We start from the raw sequence: 17,867 nt of genomic DNA on the forward strand, positions 1-17,867 counted from the left end.
AATTCGTTTTTATTATTCTTATCAAAATAAAATATCACAAAACAATGTATTACCATGATTAAAAATCTATTTTTTTTAGTAAGTACTTTTTATACTAGTGTTTATGCACAATATCCAAATGAGAATGTTCGTTTGGAAAAATCACCAAGACATCAAGAATGGGTAAATGTAGCAGTAAAAGAACGTTCTATAAAAAGCTTTATTGTATATCCCGAAGTAAAAAAAGCCGCTCCTGTAGTAATAATTATTCATGAAAACAGAGGGCTTACAGATTGGGTAAGGGGCATTGGGGATGTTTTTGCTGAAAAAGGGTGTATAAGTATATGTCCTGATTTACTTTCTGGTTTTGCCCCAAATGGTGGAAATACGAGTGATTTTAAAAACCAAGATGAAGCAAGGGATGCAATATATGCTTTGAAACCCGAAAAAGTAACAGAATCTATCAAAGCAATATATGAATATGCAACAAAAATTCCATCTTTTAACGGAAAGATAATCGTTGTTGGTTATTGTTGGGGTGGGAGTCAAGCATTTAGATTCGCTACAAATGAGGAAAATATAGAATCGGTTTTGGTTTTTTATGGTACTGCTCCAACTTCAGCAGAAGAAATTTCTAAAATTCGCACAAAAATATATGGTTTTTATGGAGAAAATGATAACAGAGTGAATGCTACCATAGCCGAAACAAAAAAACTTATGTATTCTTTTAGCAAATTTTATGAACCTATCATCTATAAAGGTGCGGGACATGGTTTTATGAGAACAGGAGAGGAAATAAACTCTGCCATAGAAAATCTGAAAGCAAAAAATGACTCTTGGGAACGAATAGATACAATACTTAAAACAGTAAGATAAATGCTAAGTTTTTGGGAAAAAGATACATTACAAGAATGGGATTATATAATAGTAGGGTCAGGAATAGTGGGTCTCAATACTGCCATTAATATAAAAGAAAAACATCCTCTTTCAAAGATTTTGATTTTAGAAAGAGGTATATTTCCTTTGGGAGCAAGCACTAAAAATGCAGGATTCGCATGTTTTGGAAGTGTGACAGAGCTTCTATCAGATATAAAAAAAATGGGAGAAGAAAAATGTTTGAATTTAGTTATTGCAAGGTGGGAAGGTCTACAAAAACTCCGATCTAGAGTAGCCGATAATACTATGGATTTCCAACAAAATGGAGGATATGAACTGATTACAGAAAAAGAAATAGGATGTTTGCATTCTTTAGATTACATAAATCAGTTACTTTTTCCCTATTTCAAAACAAATGTTTTTACCGAAAATAAAGCATTCATATCTCATTTTGGATTCTCACAAAAACACATAAAGACGATCATCGCAAATCCTTTAGAAGCACAACTCCACAGCGGAAAAATGATGTATACTCTTGTTTCCAAAGCCACAAAAATGGGAATATCTATTTTTACAGGAGCTTCTGTTACAGATTATACAGTCCAAAATAATCGTGTTCTCTTGAATATTACCTCGCAAATTCAAACTCTCTCTCTTATTGCTCATAAAGTCGCTTTTTGCACCAATGCCTTTACTAAAAAAATATTCAAAGATATAGATATAGTACCTGGAAGAGGCATAGTTCTTATTACGAAACCTATACAGAATCTGAAAACAAAGGGGACTTTTCATATAGATGAGGGATATTTTTATTTTAGAAATGTAGAAGACAGAATTTTATTAGGAGGAGGGAGAAATATGGATTTTGAGACAGAAACCACTACAGAATTTGGTATAAATGCTTTTATTTTAAAAAAACTTACCCAGTTACTTACAGAAATAATAATCCCTGAAAACACATTTGAAATAGAACAAGTATGGTCAGGGATAATGGCTTTTGGAAGTGAGAAAGAACCTATCATAAAAAAAATAGAAGAAAACATAGTGGTAGGGGCGAGATTGTCAGGTATGGGAGTAGCTATTGGTTCCTTAGTAGCAGAAAAAGTATCCAACCTTCTTTTAGAATGATAAATAATAGGTAAATTCTTTTTGTTGAAACTTCCCTTCGTTTCTAAACAAGAAAAATAACACACATTTAAAATTTATTTTTTCAATACTATGATATATTTATTTTATCCAAAAAACATACTCGTTTTTTTTCTCACAGTACTACTCATTTTTATTTCCTATACCCTTTTTTCCCAAAGAATAGAAGAAGAAAGAAAAGTAGGGGTCTTTAGAGGAATAAAAGTAAGCCATGGAATATCTATAAGTATGAAGCAAGGCAATAGTAATTCTCTATTTTTGGAAGGCAAACGAGAATTACTACACGATGTAATAACAGAAGTCCGAAGTGGAACTCTTTATATCTATTTTCAAGGGTGGGATTGGGATGTTTTCAAGAATTTAGCAAACAAAGAAGTATTTGTTCGGCTCACTTATACCTCTTTAGATTATCTAAATGCTTCAGAAAAATCCTTTGTGGAGTGCGAATCTATTCTCAAAGGGGATGATATGAGAATAGAAATTTCTTCGGGAAGTGATATTATAGCAGAGGTGCGAGTAGATTATCTCAAAATATACGCAAGTTATGGGGCTACTATAAAAATTTCAGGAAAATCAAAAAATGTATATATAAAAGCATCCTCAGCATCTCATGTATCGGGATTTAATCTCATATCTCAGAAAGCAGAACTGGAATCAAGCAGTGGCTCCGATATAAAAATAACCGTGCAAGACGAGATATCCGCTGAAGCGAGCACCTTATCAGATATTTTATACAAAGGAAGCCCTACAAAAGTATTTTTACATGAATCATCAGGCGGGGAAATATATAGAAAAAACGAATGATGCCCCGTTCTCTTATCATGGAGAAAGAATGAAAGATTTTCTAAATACAATATTTCGTAATAATACGATAGAAAAATTACAAGAATTACCAAGTAATTCTGTTGATTTAGGAGTCACTTCACCACCTTACAATAAAGGATAAAAAAAATAAAGGTTGGTTAGTAAAAAATGTGAGAGGTGTGAGAGTGTTAAATAGAGATAGATTTTAAAAAAATTATTTATGGTAACCTCTAAAAACTGCAATTTTATAAAAATTAAATTTTTAAACTAATTAATATTCAATAACTTATACTATTAAAAAATTTAAATTTAGTGGTTTTTAGATTACTTTTATATAACAAATTTCAAAAAAACATTCCTATCTATACTTAACTCTCAAATATATTAGTATTTCTCTTGATAGATTAGAAACTTATGAAAAAGAAAAGAGCAAGAATAAATAAGCAAGCATTTTGTAAATAAAACATGTAAAGAACAGAAAGAAAATAGCTCTTATATTAGCAAATTTCAACCAAAAAATAATAACCCATCAAGAGAATTGTTAGAAACAATAAATACATTATTTGACTGAATAAATAAAAGAATAATTTTAACGATGGATGTTTACAAACCTTTTTATACAAAATAGAATGTATAGAATTACAAACACCTTTATTATAGGTTCTTTGGGAGACCACCGAGTAGATTTGGAATTAACTTGAGTTCGTTCGGAATTAATTCCATTTTAAAGCAATACAATTTAATTTTTAGAAATAACATTAAAAGATGAATCAATGAAAGTATTTTATTCGGAGAGTATTGTTGATTATAGGACCTATACATTTAATTATACAATATACTGTTTGAAAGAATCGCAAGGAGAACTTCCTGATATTTACGAAAGAGGTTTTTTGCCTTATAGCAATACTACTGCTATAGGGGAAGATATATTTTATCTTGCGAGGAGCGTGAGAGTGGATTTGAAAAATTTTGAGGATACTTCTGAAAATAGACGAATAGATCGCAGTATTCGTCTATTAGATATAGAATTATCACTCATAAAAAAAGAAGATATGGATATTGAAGAGCCGTCTTTTCAAACATTCTGTGCTGAATATATTCAAGAAAGAATTGGAGAAGAGAATATGAGTCAAGAAAGGTTTCATTATATTTTACAAAAAGGCATAGGAAGTCATTTTTTTGTGTTTTATTCGCATCAAGAGAAAAAAAAAATAGGTTATGTGTATGCTGTTTTAGAACAAGATATGGTTCATTATTGGTTTTCTTTTTTTGATACGAAATATATGAAAGAATATTCCTTAGGGAAGTGGATGATGTGGCGAGTTATACGTTGGGCAAAAGATAATACTTTGAAATATGTGTATTTAGGAACAGCGTATAACACAAAATCACTTTATAAAGCACGGGACCACAAGGGTATAGAATTTTTTAACGGTTATAAATGGGATACAGATATTGGTGTTTTGAAAAGATATTGCCAAGAAGACGCACTCCCGAAGCAAATAGACAGATTTAAACAAATAGAAAACTATAAAGATTTTTTTTCTCAATTACAATCCATTACTCATATTAATAATTAAAAAACAATGAATGCATCAAGCAGCAAAAAGAAAATAACAACAGGAGTCCTCCTTATTTTAGCCGGGGCTTTCTTTTTTTTACAAGTGAATGATATTATTTCTTTTGAAATACCATGGTATGTTTATAGATGGGAATCTATACTTATTGGGATAGGAGTGTTTTATATCATTACTGGGAACAGGTCATCGGGCTTTTTATTGACCTCTATAGGAATAACCTTTGTAAGTATGGATTATTTTGACCTACGTATATGGAATATGTGGCCTCTGTTTTTAATACTTATAGGGGTTAGTTTTTTATTCAAAAATACTTCTTATTTTACAAAAGAAAAAGTAAAAACATATTTAGCGCCTACCAACACAGATGTTATAGAGCAGAGTTGTATTTTTGGCTCTTCTAAAAATACAATACAGACGGAGCATTTCAAAGGGGGAGAAGTTTTTGTATTATTTGGAAGCGCTAAAATAGATCTCTCTACTTGTAAAATAGATTCCGATGTTGTGAATCTCAAAATTACGATAATTTTTGGAGATTTAAAAATACAAGTTCCATCAGATTGGAAAGTTCATCCCGAGGTAACAACAGTTTTGGGAAATTTTGAAAATATACAAGTAAAACACTCACCGATAACCACTGCTTCACTTACTATAAGTGGGAATATTGGATTTGGCGAGTGTAAAATTGTATAATTGCATATTTTGTGTGCAAAAAAAAACGTGTTTTTACAAAAAACAAGAAAAAATTAAAAAAAATATATATTGCTTTTTTACAATGAACCATTCTCTCAAGTTTTCAAAAACAAAAATCATCTCTCTTTTTATTACAATCAATCATAAAATCAATTATTAAATTTATCATTAAAAACTTACTATGTATAATATTGAAGAATTAGAAGAAATGGAATACGCAGTCATGAAAGACGTAGCAAAAGATTTAGGAATGCAAGAATACAAGAATTTCCAAAAAAAAGATCTTATTTATAAGATATTAGATTTCCAATCTCATCTCTCAGAAACAGAACTGAGAAAATTTAGTATTCGAAAAAAAGAATTAACAAAACAAAATACTCCCGAAAAATCTACAGAACCAGCTAACACACCAAATATCGCTCCAACTCGTCCATCACAAAATCAAAATACAGAAAAAAAACCTGTAAATATAGATAAAAACCCTCCCCCTCAACAAAATAAAGACAAGACAAATGCCAATAACCAACCTCATAATAATCAAAATAGAAATAATAAACCAAACCCACAAGCCCAAAATAGCAATAATAAACCAAGGGAAAGAACAAATGAAGCCACTCTCAATAATTCTAAAAAAGAAGTAGTAGCAGTAAAAAGTGTAGATAATATTAATGCCAATGATGTAGTTCGGTCTATAGACATAGATTTGCATACTATGGCAAATGCTTACATAGAAAATACTAATATTGTTTCACAAAATAAAAACACCGAAATAAAACCATCTCATGATGCCCCCAAACAAACAGCATCAAAAAATTCTCCCCCTCCTGCTACCCCCAAAAAAGAAGAACCTGTAAAACATAATGACAACACTCAAAAAAATGAAGTAAAAAAAAATCAAGAACCCACAAAAGAATTAAAAGAGTTAGACGGTTTAGTGAATGGTGAAGGAACCATAGAAATACATACAGACGGATATGGTTTTTTACGCTCATCAGATTATAATTATTTATCAAGTCCCGATGATGTCTATGTTTCTCAAACACAAGTTAAACTATTTGGTTTAAAAACAGGTGATACAGTAGTAGGTCCTATACGACTTCCAAAAGAGAATGAAAAATATTTTTCTCTTTTACGAGTAGAATATATCAATGGAAAGACACCCGAAGAAGTTCGAGACAGGATTTCTTTTGAACATCTAACCCCTCTATTTCCAAATCAAAAAATAAAATTAAGCACCACAGCAGATAACTACTCTACTCGCATATTAGACCTTTTTGCACCAATAGGGAAAGGACAAAGAGGAATGATAGTAGCACAGCCCAAAACAGGTAAAACAGTTCTTTTAAAACAAATAGCAAATGCTATTTCTAAAAATCACCCTGAAATATATCTTATCATACTGCTTATAGACGAAAGACCGGAGGAAGTAACCGATATGCAAAGAAGTGTAAAAGCAGAAGTTATATCTTCTACCTTTGATGAACAAGCAGAAAGACATGTAAAAATAGCAAGTATGGTATTAGAAAAAGCAAAAAGAATGGTAGAATGTGGTCACGATGTAGTGATTCTATTAGATTCTATTACCCGATTAGCACGTGCTTATAACACCGTTGTTCCCTCATCAGGAAAAATACTTTCTGGCGGAGTAGATGCAAATGCCCTCCATAAACCAAAAAGATTCTTTGGTGCGGCAAGAAATGTAGAAAATGGTGGTTCGCTCACCATCATCGCCACAGCACTGATAGAAACAGGTTCTAAAATGGACGAAGTAATCTTTGAAGAATTTAAAGGAACAGGAAATATGGAGCTCCAATTGGATAGAAAACTTGCTAATAAAAGAATATACCCAGCTATTGATGTTCCTAATTCAGGAACCCGAAGAGAAGACCTTTTGATAAATGATAAAGAACTCAATCTTATGTGGATATTACGAAAATCTATGGCTGATATGAACTCACAAGAAGCAATAGAACATCTTTTAAAAAAGATGCAATACACTCAAAACAATCAAGAGTTTATGATATCTATGAATGGATAACAAACTGGTTTCAAAAAACATTTTGAAACGTATGTATTATAAAACTTTCATTTTGACCATAACAAACTATAGATTCCAAATAAAATTCAATCTTTTCTATGAGGATCTTTGAGTATATAGTAGCCAGATACAGTATCCCATTGATATAAAAAAGATATAGAAGGTATTTTGTCAAAAATAATGGGAAGAATTTGTTTTGTATCTATAATTATATCGGGAGGGGATTTTTTGAAAGCAGTATACAAATATATTATGTTTTTTTTTTCTTCCAGTTTTTCTAAGTGATCTTTACTTAATCTCCAGTGAATGTAGGGCATTGACAAGAATGAATGAGAATAATAATTTATATCATCCCCAATAACCCATATTCTTTTTCCTTGTAGAATAAGTGTATTTGGATTTTGTTGTACTTTATAAGAATCCTTTTTTACCAAGTGTGAAAAAAAAATTAGTTCTTCTTTATTAAAATATCCTAATGTAGGTATCAATAATAAAAAAGATATAATAAACATATTTTCTTTCCATTTTTCTTTAAAAATAAAAAACATATATGATACGATAAAACTTAAAAAAGGAACAAAAATAACACATTGTAATGGCATAAAAGTTCCTGTTAGAGAAAAAGAAAGTAAGTATAGAAAAACACTTATGAAGAAGAAAACAAAAACAACATTTTGTCTATTAGTATAGAAACGGCTAATTCTGTGATACATAAACAACAAGAGAGCCAAAAAAAATATAGAAAAAAAACCAATAAATAGAAAAAAAATATCTTGTGCGAAAAAAAAAGATGTCGTTTCTTCTATCAAAAAATTCCCTACAAAAAATCTTAAAAAACCTTCTCCGCCACCTTCGATATAATAATATCCAAAAACCAATAAAAACACCTGCAATCCGGATAAAAAAAAGAGAAATTTTTTTCTTATGGATGATATTTCGAAAAGCGTTATATATATGTATAATACTACGAAGGGGAAGTAAAATAGCACAGATAATGCAAACAAAAAACTTGTTAAAATTAATGTAGTATTTTCTGAATATTTTTTTTCTTCATGTTTTCGAAATAAATAAAAAATACCTAATAGAATACATGTGTTCCCCATAATCAGAGGGCTTAAAAAAATAAAATCAAAACATCCATGCATACAAACAATATAGCAAAAAGCAGGAATGAAACTGTTCTTTTTATACATTTTTAAATCCATCAAAAAAGCATTAAACAATAAAGATTGTATAAAAATGAGAATAGTAGAAATAGCCAATAAAAGCCATCTATTTCCTTCAAAATATAAAAGCGAATAAACCCAAGCGGAGGCAGGAGGAGTGTAATCCCATAAATCTTTATAAAGAACATTTCCATCAGAAAGATACTTACCTATTATATTCCAGTGGAGCTCAGGTAATATAATAGGAAGGTTTACAAAAAAAGGTACTCTTAATAATAAAAGAAATACAAACAGAAACAAAATAGATATCTTATTAGTAGTTTTAAAAAAATCAAACATACGATCAGTATTTTTTTATGGGAAATATATTTTGATGAGTAAAAGGTACTGTCAAAAATAGTACCTTTTAAATGCTTCTATAGCTTCGTATTCAGCAAGTCCAAGTTGATTATATGTTTGAGCAGTAGATATATTTCTTTCTTCGGCTTTTTGCCAAAATTCTCTTTTATCATGTCCAGGGAAGACCGCAGAGTCCTTTTGCGACTGATGTTTAAAAATAGCTTTTCTTTTACGCATCAATTCATCGGGACTAATAGGTATCGCCATTTGAATATTTTCTATTCCCCACTCTTGCCATGCACCTCTGTAGAGCCATACCCAACAATCTTTCATAAACTCTTCTGTTTTCAGTATATCTATAGATGAGAAAATAGCATCTAAACATACTCTATGAGTCCCATGTGGATCGGAAAGGTCGCCCGCAGCAAAAATTTGATGAGGTTTAATTTTTTTTATCAACTCTGTAATTATACTAATGTCTTCTGTTCCTATAGGTTTCTTTTTTACCTTGCCTGTTTCATAAAATGGAAGATTTAAAAAATATACTTGATTATCTGGTATCCCTACATATCTACAAGCTGCTTTTGCCTCAGAACGTCTAATAAACCCTTTTATTTTGAGGATTTCTGGAGTATCTACTTCTCCTTGTTTTTTACTTTCTAATAATTCTTTTACTTTTTTATACAAACTATCTTTTGTTCCTTTTCCGAATTCTTTTGATAAATCTGTATAAAAATCAGCAAAACGTATTACATCATCGTCAAATACAGCTATGTTTCCGGAAGTTTGGTATGCAACATGAACCTCATGTTTCTGATCAACAAGACGTATAAAAGTCCCTCCCATTGATATTACATCATCATCAGGATGAGGACTAAATATAATAATTCTTTTATGTACAGGGTGTGCACGCTCAGGACGAGTAGAGTCATCGGCATTGGGTTTTCCGCCTGGCCAACCTGTAATAGTACTTTGAAGGTCATTAAAAAAATGTATATTTATTTGATAGGCACTTCCATGCTGTGTGATGAGCTCTCCCATACCGTAATCTGCATAGTCTCTATCTGTTAGTTTCAAAATAGGTTTTTTGAGATTTTGTGATAACCATATAACTGCTTTTTTAGTAAGGTAATAATTCCATTTTATTTCTCCTACAAGCCATGGGGTACTTACACGTTTCAAATCTGCAGAACTCGCTTCGTCTAATATTACACAAACATTGGGATGTAATTGAAGACATGAAGCGGGTATTTCCTCAGATACCGATCCTTCAACTGCTTTTTTTATAATAGATGCTTTTCCTTCCCCCCAAGCCATTAATATTATTTTTCTTGCTCGCATAATAGTTCCTAAACCTATCGTTATAGCATTATGAGGAACGTTTTCTTCAGAAAAAAAATCACTCGACGCATCTATTTTTGTTATTCTATCTAAAGTGATGAGGCGTGTTTTCGAACGCATACTAGAACCAGGTTCATTAAATCCTATATGTCCAGTTTTTCCAATACCTAATATTTGTAAATCTATTCCTCCTGATTTTTCTATGAGATTTTCATATTTTTCACAGAACCTTACCATTTCTTCTCTTTTAATAGTTCCATCGGGAATATGAATATTATCTCTTATAATATCTATATGATTAAATAAATATTCATCCATAAACCTTACATAACTCTGTAATTCTGTTGGTTGTATAGGATAATACTCATCTAAATTAAAGGTAATGACATTTTTAAAGCTCAAGTTTTCTTCTCTGTGTAATCGTATCAATTCATTATAAACCTTTGTAGGAGTAGATCCGGTTGCTAATCCTAATACACATTGTTCTCCTTTTTTTGCTTTTTCTTGTATCAAATGAGATATTTCTATGGCAACTTGTTTGGAGGCATCTTCACTTGTTTTCACTATACGTGTCGGAATTTTCTCGAATCTTGTCTGTTCCTCTTCACTTGTACCTACAAATTCTATATCTGTATTTTCTAAAAGTTTTTGAATATTTTGTAACATAATGATGAATAGGTTTTTGATGAGTAATTATGTATCTAATACTCTTTTTACTTGATAACTCAATGATTGAGAGTGTTAAAAACGGGTGTGTTTTGGAAGGATAAAAGAAACTTCACCAAAAGTAATTCCAATAAAATACCCGCTTTTTTAGAATAAATACGTTAAAATAAGGTTTTTATTTATTCACAATTATAAAAACATATAAATACATGGCCACTCCAAAAATTCACATTTACAGAATTATTGAGTTTTAACACTATTGATAATCAAGAATTCACAAAATTATAAATGTATCAAAGCTGATTTTCCAAGGTACACTCATAGATACAATGTTTTTTATAAGATGTTAAATATCTACTGATTATTTACATAACATTTTTAAATCTGTCGCATTTTAGGAAATATACAGATTTATACTTTTTGGGGTTTTGAAAATATTCTTCTAATTCTTTCTTTACTTTTTTTTCTATTATTGGTAAAAGTGGTTGCTCTACTTTGTAAAAAAAAGTAAAAGATTTTATTATTTTAGCATCCCATTGTTTATAAAACTCTTCAAGATCGCTGGGTTGAATAATTTTTCTACATCCGAGTTTATTGCAAATAACCTCAAATCCTGACTTCATATTAAAAAGTCCATACTCATCTGTTAATTCTTCTCCTGGATGTATATCTTTAATAGCTATTTCAAATCCATATCCAGTACTGATAGTATTAGAATCACAGCAATGATTTACGTACTTCGCATTATCCCAGCTAACTATTCTTACTCCTTTATCATCCATATAACAGTATTTTTCTACTTTTTCTTGTAAAATAGGAGGTAATTTTACAAAATGTTCCGGAGTAATTTCAGATTCTATACCATCTTTTATATAGGTTATAGTACCTTCTGGAATAAATTTGGTAGCAAAAACACCGTATCCTATAGCTTCATTAATTATTTGAACTTCGGTATGGGGGTGAATCATTCTTAAAATTAATATTATAATTAATAATTAAAAATTTATTGATTAAAAAAAGACATTGTTCTTTCTATCCCAAATGTAATAAATGAGTGAATCATTTTACAGGAAGTATCTACTTTTTCTCTTAATAATACTTTTTCTTCGTAAGTAAAACTACTTAAAACATAGAGGGCTTGTTCTCCTTTTTTATAATTGCTACCTATTCCAAATCGTAAACGAGGGTAGTTTTGTGTTTGAATGGTTTCTTCTATGCTTTTTAGTCCATTATGACCACCGTTAGAACCTTTTGGTTTTATTCGTATTTTCCCAAAAGGTAAAAAAATATCATCCGCAATTACTAATAGGTTTTCAAAAGATATATTTTCATGGGAAATCCAATAACGAATAGCCCTACCACTTAAATTCATATAAGTAGTTGGTTTTATAAGCACAACTGTTTTTTCGTTTATGGAACAAGAAGATTTCCATACATGTGTATCCGGTTGGAAAGAAATTTTGAATTGGTCTGCTAAATTATCCAACACTATAAAACCTATATTATGTCTTGTATCAGCATACCTTGTTTCTGGATTCCCTAATCCTGCTATAAGATATTTCATAATTATATAAAAGAGTTCTCTACAATTAAGATTTTTTAGGAGGTGTTTTTGTAGGTGATACTTTTGCAGGTGATGCAGGTGATGGTTTTGTGGCTGTGCTTGATGCTGATGTACTCGATACTGGCTTGTTAGCTTGCTCTTCTGTTTCTTTAGTAGCTCTGGTAATTGGTATAGTAATAATTGTCGATTGCCTATTATTTAATATAGTATAATCAACAGTTGTAATATTGAAAACTTTTATGTTTTTTCCTAAATCTAAATCAGTAACATCTATAGGAATATTATCAGGCATTTTATGAGGAATAGCTTTTATTTTTAATTTGTTCATTTTAAGAATAAGTTTTCCTCCTTTTTGAACTCCCACAGCAGTACCGTTTACTTTTACGGGTATATCCATTTTTATCGGCTTATCTTCTTTTAGCTCATAAAAATCAGCATGTAGAATGATTTCACTCACAGGATGAAATTGGATATCTTGTAAAATACATTTCTTAATATTTCCCTCTATGTTGAGAGTCACAAAGTATGCTTCATTGGTATAAATTAATTCTCTAAATAATCTCATATGAGATTGAAAGTGAATTACTTCTCCATTTCCATAAACTACACATGGAACTAATGCATTTGCTCTCAAATCTGCTACATATTTCTTCCCAAGATTTGCTCTTTTAAACCCTATAATCTCTATACTTTTCATTTTTTATTTTTTTTATAATTTATTTTACTTCTTCATACGGGATGTATTCATCTTCGTTATTTTTTTTTTGATTATTTTCTTTACTATCTACTTTATTTATTTTCAAATCTCCAAAGTATTTTGTGTTGCTTGTTTCTTCTTTGCTTGCTTTTTCTTTTTTAAATCCTTGCATACGTCCTATAATATATATTTTCATTAAAAAACCAATCAGCTTGTATATAATATATATAATAGCTATAAGTATTAAAAAAAATCGTAACATAATAATAGTTTTCTAAGTAGGTTATAATATAATAATTAAAAATAATTTTTGTTATTTTTAACAAAGATAAAAACAATTACTTATAAATTACTTTTTTATAAAAAATGCTTATAAGAATCTTTAAAAATTATTTTTTTTTTACTATATATCTTTTTTAGAAAATATTTTATTTGTTTTTATTTTATTTTCACAAAAGGATTATTTTTTTTTTCATAACCAACAGTAGTTATTTTTCCGTGGCCAGGGTATACTTTTACAGAATCTTCTAATGTAAAAATATTTTTATGAATACTTTTTACCAAAGTTTCTAAATCACCTCCAGGTAAATCTGTTCTCCCTATGCTTTTATAAAATAAAACATCTCCACTCACTAGTACTTTGTCTTTATCATTATAAAACCCTATATGTCCAGGTGAATGTCCTGGTAAAAAAAGAACTTTTAACTCGGTGTTTCCAAAATGTATGGTATCTGTTTCTTTTATAAATCGATAGTTCATAACTTCTTGATATTCTGGAAACCCGTACGGGGATGCATATATTTTTCCCATTTTTAAAATTTGTTCTTCTATAGGGTTTATAAATAAAGGGGCTTTGTATAGCGATTGTACCTCATAATTTCCTAATATATGATCTATATGGCAGTGTGTATTATACAAACTAACTACTTCTAATCTGTTATTTTCTATGAAAGATGAAAATATTTTTTTTTCTTCTGTGGTATAAAACCCAGGATCTATAATAATACACTTATTTGTTTCATCGGATAAAATATAAGTATTTTCTGAATATTTATTGAATGTAAAAAAATATATGTTCATCTTTTATATAAAATGTATAAATATCATAATAAAACTCATAATAATCATAATAACATCTTCTGCTATCGTAACGGTACTCATGGGCAGGTTGAAAACTGTTCCTAAACAGGCACACTGTATTTGTTTTTTTTGAAGTACGGATTGTAATACGCCTATAATGCTGACACTCATAATCAAAAAAGTAATAATGTTAATCCAAATCGGGTATACATTTATAAGATACCCCATACCTAAGAAGAATTCTAATAGCGTATAGATGTATCCCCACGGGGGTATGCGTTTTGCTACTATATCGTACATTTGGTAGCTTTTAGCAAATCCTTGTATATCAATAGTTTTAAAAAAAGAAAATACTAAAAAAAATGATGCCATAAAAAAACGCATCCATTCCATCCAATCAAAAGAATTTTTTTGGAGTTCTATACATATTGTGACCGTAGTAATATAAAAAAATACTAATATAATGGGTTTATATATTTGAATCCATTTTTTTTGTGTTTTACCAAATTCTTGGGTATTTTTTATTATTTTTACTTCATAGTTTCCTTTTTTTATAATTTCTTTTTGAATATCATTTAATAATATTTCTCTATCGCTTGTGATAATCAATGTGCTTGTTTCTTTTGAAACAGAAATATCTTGTATATGTTCTATTTGTAAAAGAGCTGTTTTTACTTTTTGTTCACATGTAGTACATGTAAGTCCTAATATCTGGTATTTTTTTTTCATATTATTTTTTTAGTTAGTGTAATTAAAAATGGTTTTTTCTTATATTATGACAAAAAATTATCTATCCACCTCACCCATTATAAGATCTAAAGAGCCAATTATAGCTATAACATCGGCTAGTATGCATCCTTTTGCTATAGAGGGAAGGACACTGAGGTTAGAAAAAGAACAAGATCTCACTTTACATCTATAAGGTATATCTGTTTTCCCGTCGGTTCTAAAATAAAAACCTAATTCTCCTTTTGGGTTTTCTGCACGTATATAAAAATCTTGTTTAATCGGGCGTATTTTTTTTGGTATATTTTTATGTGCGTCAAACTCTGGTGTTCTTTTATGTTCTCCTATAAGTTTCGAAAGACATTGTCGGATTATTTTCATAGATTCTTGGCATTCTCTATACCGAACCCAACTTCTGTCCCAACAATCACCTACGGTGCCTACTATTCCCTCTCCTATTGGTATTTCAAACTCTATTTCGGGATAAACACTGTATTTATCTGCTTTTCTGATATCGAATCGTAATCCAGAAGCCCGAAGCATAGGACCTGTCACTCCTGAATTTATTGCTAATTTGAGTGGTAAGACCCCAATGTTTGCGGTTCGTTTTTTATAAATAAAATTATTGAATAATAATTTTTCTACTTCTTTCATTTTTATGGTCATATAGTTAATAAATTCAATACATCTTTCTTCAAATCCTATGGGAAGATCGTAATAAAGACCTCCACACCAAATATAATTATATAACATTCTTGCACCTGATACCCATTCTAAAAGTCGTAGAATGTGTTCTCTATCTCTCATAAGCCATAAGAATGGGGTAAACGAACCTAGATCTAAGCTATAAGTACCTAAAGCTACGAAATGGGAGGATATTCTGTTTAATTCCGCTACCAATACTCTTATATATTCTATGCGTTTATCTATAATTTCTAATCCTAGCATTTTTTCTACTCCCATTACAAAAGCATGCTCATTATTCATAGATGCTACGTAATCTAATCTATCTACAAAAGGGATGATTTGAGGGTATGGAAGGTTTTCTGCATGTTTCTCAAAACATCTGTGTAAATAGCCAATATGAGGGATTATATCTAATACTATTTCGCCGTCTGTTAATATTTCTAAACGGAGGACTCCGTGAGTACTTGGGTGCTGAGGACCTATATTGATTATCATTTCTTCTTTTTTGAGAGTAGAAATGTTATAAAAAGGTCTTTCAGAGTTCAAAAGATGGTCATCTTTCGCTTGGTAGGTGATGGGGTTCATTTTTCTTCTTCTTTTAGTAAGCCCACACAGGTAAATTTTTCAAAAACAGCATCGGTATGGGGGGCATCTTTTATTTCGTATGTTAAATCTTGACCTGCCCAATGTTGATAATGTTTTCCATTTTTCCATAGTCTCGATTTTCCCACATCATATACTTTTCCTTTATATGCTATATAGATTTCTTCTTTATCTTGCCCGTTTCTTAATGATAATTGATCTTTAGTATAGTATGATAATTTTATCATTTTTTAAGCGTTTTTATGTTTTTGTAGTTTATTGTCATTATCAAAATGTATGCTAATGCAATTCGTTGAGAGGTAAAATAGTACTATTAAAATTTTTATACGATATTGTGTATTTCTCCATAACATTTTTTTGATAATACCTTATTTTTTATTTTGTGAGAGCATACTCCTTACGCTCTTTTTATCCGTATGTTTTTCAGTCGTTATAGATGCGGTATGTTCTACAAGCATCTTTATAGTAAATCCTTGTGTGAAAATAGAAGTAAATACAACAATATATGTCATAGTAACTATAATATCTTTTCCTTGAAATTCAGGAATACATAATACTAAAGCAATAGTGACCCCTCCTTTCATTCCTCCCCATACCATTATAGGTATTGTATTCGGTTCATACTTATAGTTTCGTGGTTTAAATAGTTTCATAATATTAAGAGGAATATACACACTTATCCATCTCGCAAAAATAACAATCAGAAAACTCAATAATCCTATTGATAGATAGCTTAATTTTACTGATATTGTAAGCATTTGTAATGTTATAATGACAAAAATAATTGCATTTAAACATTTATCTATCAATATCCAAAACCGAAATACATACTCGCCAATAGCACCTGATATATAGTGACTACGACCTTCATTGCCAATAATTAACCCGGCTATAACTATTCCTTGTTTAGCTGAAACATGTAATTTATGTGCTAACTGTGTGCCAATAAAAACAATAGCTATCGTTATCAATATCTCTAATTCTATATGGTCGTTACTGGTAAGACGAAGCAAATATAAACCAATATAGCCCAGTACTATACCTAAAATAACACCTCCCCCCACATCAGATAAGAAAACACCTCCTATTTCTAAAAAACCCACTTCTTTATATTCTGTAATATATGCAATATCTAAAAGAGTAAGTGCTAATACCACTGATATTCCATCATTAAAAAGTGATTCTCCAAAAATACGTGTTTCTAAATTCTCTGATAAACCATATTTTTTGATAAGAGAAATAGTTGCCAAAGGATCTACAGGGGAAACCAATGCTCCAAAAACTAAACAATACAAGTACCCTAAGTGGATACCCAAAAAATCTATTAAATAATAAATAGCTGTTCCCACTATAAAAGTAGAAAAAAGAACTCCCAAAACAGAAAGCACTATCACTGTCCATTTTTCTTGTGCTAATTTCTTAAAATCTATCTCTAAAGCTCCTGCAAACAGCATAAAAGTAATGATGATATCATACAAAACCCTACTGTAATCAAAAGTATCTAATATACTCTCATATTTATTAAAAAAGACTGGGAACAAAGCACCAGCTAATATAATAAACAAGGAAGATACTAAAGAAAGCACCATCAGTCCGATAGAAACGGGAAGTTTGAGATGGTAAGTATTGATATACAGAAACAAACCAGAGATGACTAAAAATAAAGCAACTATATTAAGTGGGTCCATAAAATTATTTGATTGTATTGAAATTTTTATTGTATTATATTCTATAAGGTTCTGTAACAGTTTTTTAAGTATTTTTTGTGTTTTAATAAATGAGTTCCGTATAAAACTAAAATTGTCTCAAAATGGGCTTTTCGGAAATAGTTCATTTTTAGATTCTTATTCTTTCAAAAATCCATATTCATACACCTTCGGTTCTA

The 17,867-nt window shown here is 30.0% G+C and carries 18 protein-coding genes; 7 read left to right on the forward strand and 11 right to left on the reverse strand.

Annotated elements, in window-relative coordinates:
- Positions 1-54 precede the first annotated feature (54 nt).
- The 7 genes from QM536_02530 to rho all read left to right on the forward strand — a co-directional run bounded on the left by QM536_02530 (position 55) and on the right by rho (position 7,113).
- Complete coding sequence (locus QM536_02530) at positions 55-855, forward strand: dienelactone hydrolase family protein (protein MDI9355886.1); 801 nt, start codon at positions 55-57, stop codon at positions 853-855.
- On the forward strand, positions 856-1,983 hold the full coding sequence (locus tag QM536_02535; GenBank protein MDI9355887.1) for an FAD-dependent oxidoreductase: 1,128 nt from the start codon (positions 856-858) through the stop codon (positions 1,981-1,983).
- A gap of 90 nt (positions 1,984-2,073) precedes the next feature.
- Positions 2,074-2,805, forward strand: a complete 732-nt coding sequence (locus tag QM536_02540) for a head GIN domain-containing protein (GenBank protein ID MDI9355888.1) — start codon at positions 2,074-2,076, stop codon at positions 2,803-2,805.
- A complete protein-coding gene (locus QM536_02545) occupies positions 2,765-2,947 on the forward strand; it encodes a hypothetical protein (protein ID MDI9355889.1) in 183 nt (60 codons plus the stop codon). The genes QM536_02540 and QM536_02545 overlap by 41 nt, the downstream gene beginning before the upstream one ends.
- A gap of 700 nt (positions 2,948-3,647) precedes the next feature.
- Entirely contained in the window at positions 3,648-4,385 is a 738-nt protein-coding gene (locus QM536_02550; GenBank protein ID MDI9355890.1) for a GNAT family N-acetyltransferase, read from the forward strand.
- 6 nt (positions 4,386-4,391) lie between these two features.
- Positions 4,392-5,075, forward strand: coding sequence for a LiaF-related protein (locus QM536_02555; protein MDI9355891.1), 684 nt, complete (start codon positions 4,392-4,394; stop codon positions 5,073-5,075).
- A 181-nt stretch (positions 5,076-5,256) separates the two neighbouring features.
- Complete coding sequence (gene rho, locus QM536_02560; GenBank protein MDI9355892.1) at positions 5,257-7,113, forward strand: transcription termination factor Rho; 1,857 nt, start codon at positions 5,257-5,259, stop codon at positions 7,111-7,113.
- A gap of 86 nt (positions 7,114-7,199) precedes the next feature.
- Here rho and QM536_02565 read toward each other — a convergent pair whose 3' ends face one another.
- The 11 genes from QM536_02565 to QM536_02615 form a co-directional block, all read right to left on the reverse strand.
- Complete coding sequence (locus tag QM536_02565; protein MDI9355893.1) at positions 7,200-8,618, reverse strand: hypothetical protein; 1,419 nt, start codon at positions 8,616-8,618, stop codon at positions 7,200-7,202.
- A 51-nt stretch (positions 8,619-8,669) separates the two neighbouring features.
- Positions 8,670-10,625 (reverse strand): glucosamine-6-phosphate deaminase, encoded by a 1,956-nt coding sequence (gene nagB, locus QM536_02570; protein MDI9355894.1) that lies wholly within the window; start codon positions 10,623-10,625, stop codon positions 8,670-8,672.
- Positions 10,626-10,990: 365 nt separating this feature from the next.
- Entirely contained in the window at positions 10,991-11,593 is a 603-nt protein-coding gene (locus tag QM536_02575; GenBank protein ID MDI9355895.1) for an SET domain-containing protein, read from the reverse strand.
- A 35-nt stretch (positions 11,594-11,628) separates the two neighbouring features.
- Positions 11,629-12,189, reverse strand: a complete 561-nt coding sequence (gene pth / locus QM536_02580) for an aminoacyl-tRNA hydrolase (protein ID MDI9355896.1) — start codon at positions 12,187-12,189, stop codon at positions 11,629-11,631.
- A gap of 25 nt (positions 12,190-12,214) precedes the next feature.
- Entirely contained in the window at positions 12,215-12,886 is a 672-nt protein-coding gene (locus QM536_02585; protein MDI9355897.1) for a 50S ribosomal protein L25/general stress protein Ctc, read from the reverse strand.
- 19 nt (positions 12,887-12,905) lie between these two features.
- Positions 12,906-13,082 carry a hypothetical protein gene (locus tag QM536_02590; GenBank protein MDI9355898.1) on the reverse strand — a complete coding sequence of 59 codons (177 nt, stop codon included), beginning with the start codon at positions 13,080-13,082 and terminating at the stop codon, positions 12,906-12,908.
- 242 nt (positions 13,083-13,324) lie between these two features.
- Complete coding sequence (locus QM536_02595; GenBank protein ID MDI9355899.1) at positions 13,325-13,966, reverse strand: MBL fold metallo-hydrolase; 642 nt, start codon at positions 13,964-13,966, stop codon at positions 13,325-13,327.
- A gap of 3 nt (positions 13,967-13,969) precedes the next feature.
- Positions 13,970-14,695 (reverse strand): cation transporter, encoded by a 726-nt coding sequence (locus QM536_02600; protein MDI9355900.1) that lies wholly within the window; start codon positions 14,693-14,695, stop codon positions 13,970-13,972.
- A 57-nt stretch (positions 14,696-14,752) separates the two neighbouring features.
- Complete coding sequence (locus QM536_02605; GenBank protein MDI9355901.1) at positions 14,753-15,964, reverse strand: NADH-quinone oxidoreductase subunit D; 1,212 nt, start codon at positions 15,962-15,964, stop codon at positions 14,753-14,755.
- Positions 15,961-16,209, reverse strand: a complete 249-nt coding sequence (locus QM536_02610; GenBank protein MDI9355902.1) for a cytochrome b5 domain-containing protein — start codon at positions 16,207-16,209, stop codon at positions 15,961-15,963. The genes QM536_02605 and QM536_02610 overlap by 4 nt, the downstream gene beginning before the upstream one ends.
- 141 nt (positions 16,210-16,350) lie before the next feature.
- Entirely contained in the window at positions 16,351-17,670 is a 1,320-nt protein-coding gene (locus QM536_02615) for a sodium:proton antiporter (GenBank protein ID MDI9355903.1), read from the reverse strand.
- Positions 17,671-17,867: the final 197 nt, after the last annotated feature.

This window comes from Chitinophagaceae bacterium (assembly GCA_030053935.1).
Classification (GTDB): Bacteria; Bacteroidota; Bacteroidia; order Cytophagales; family JASGCU01; genus JASGCU01.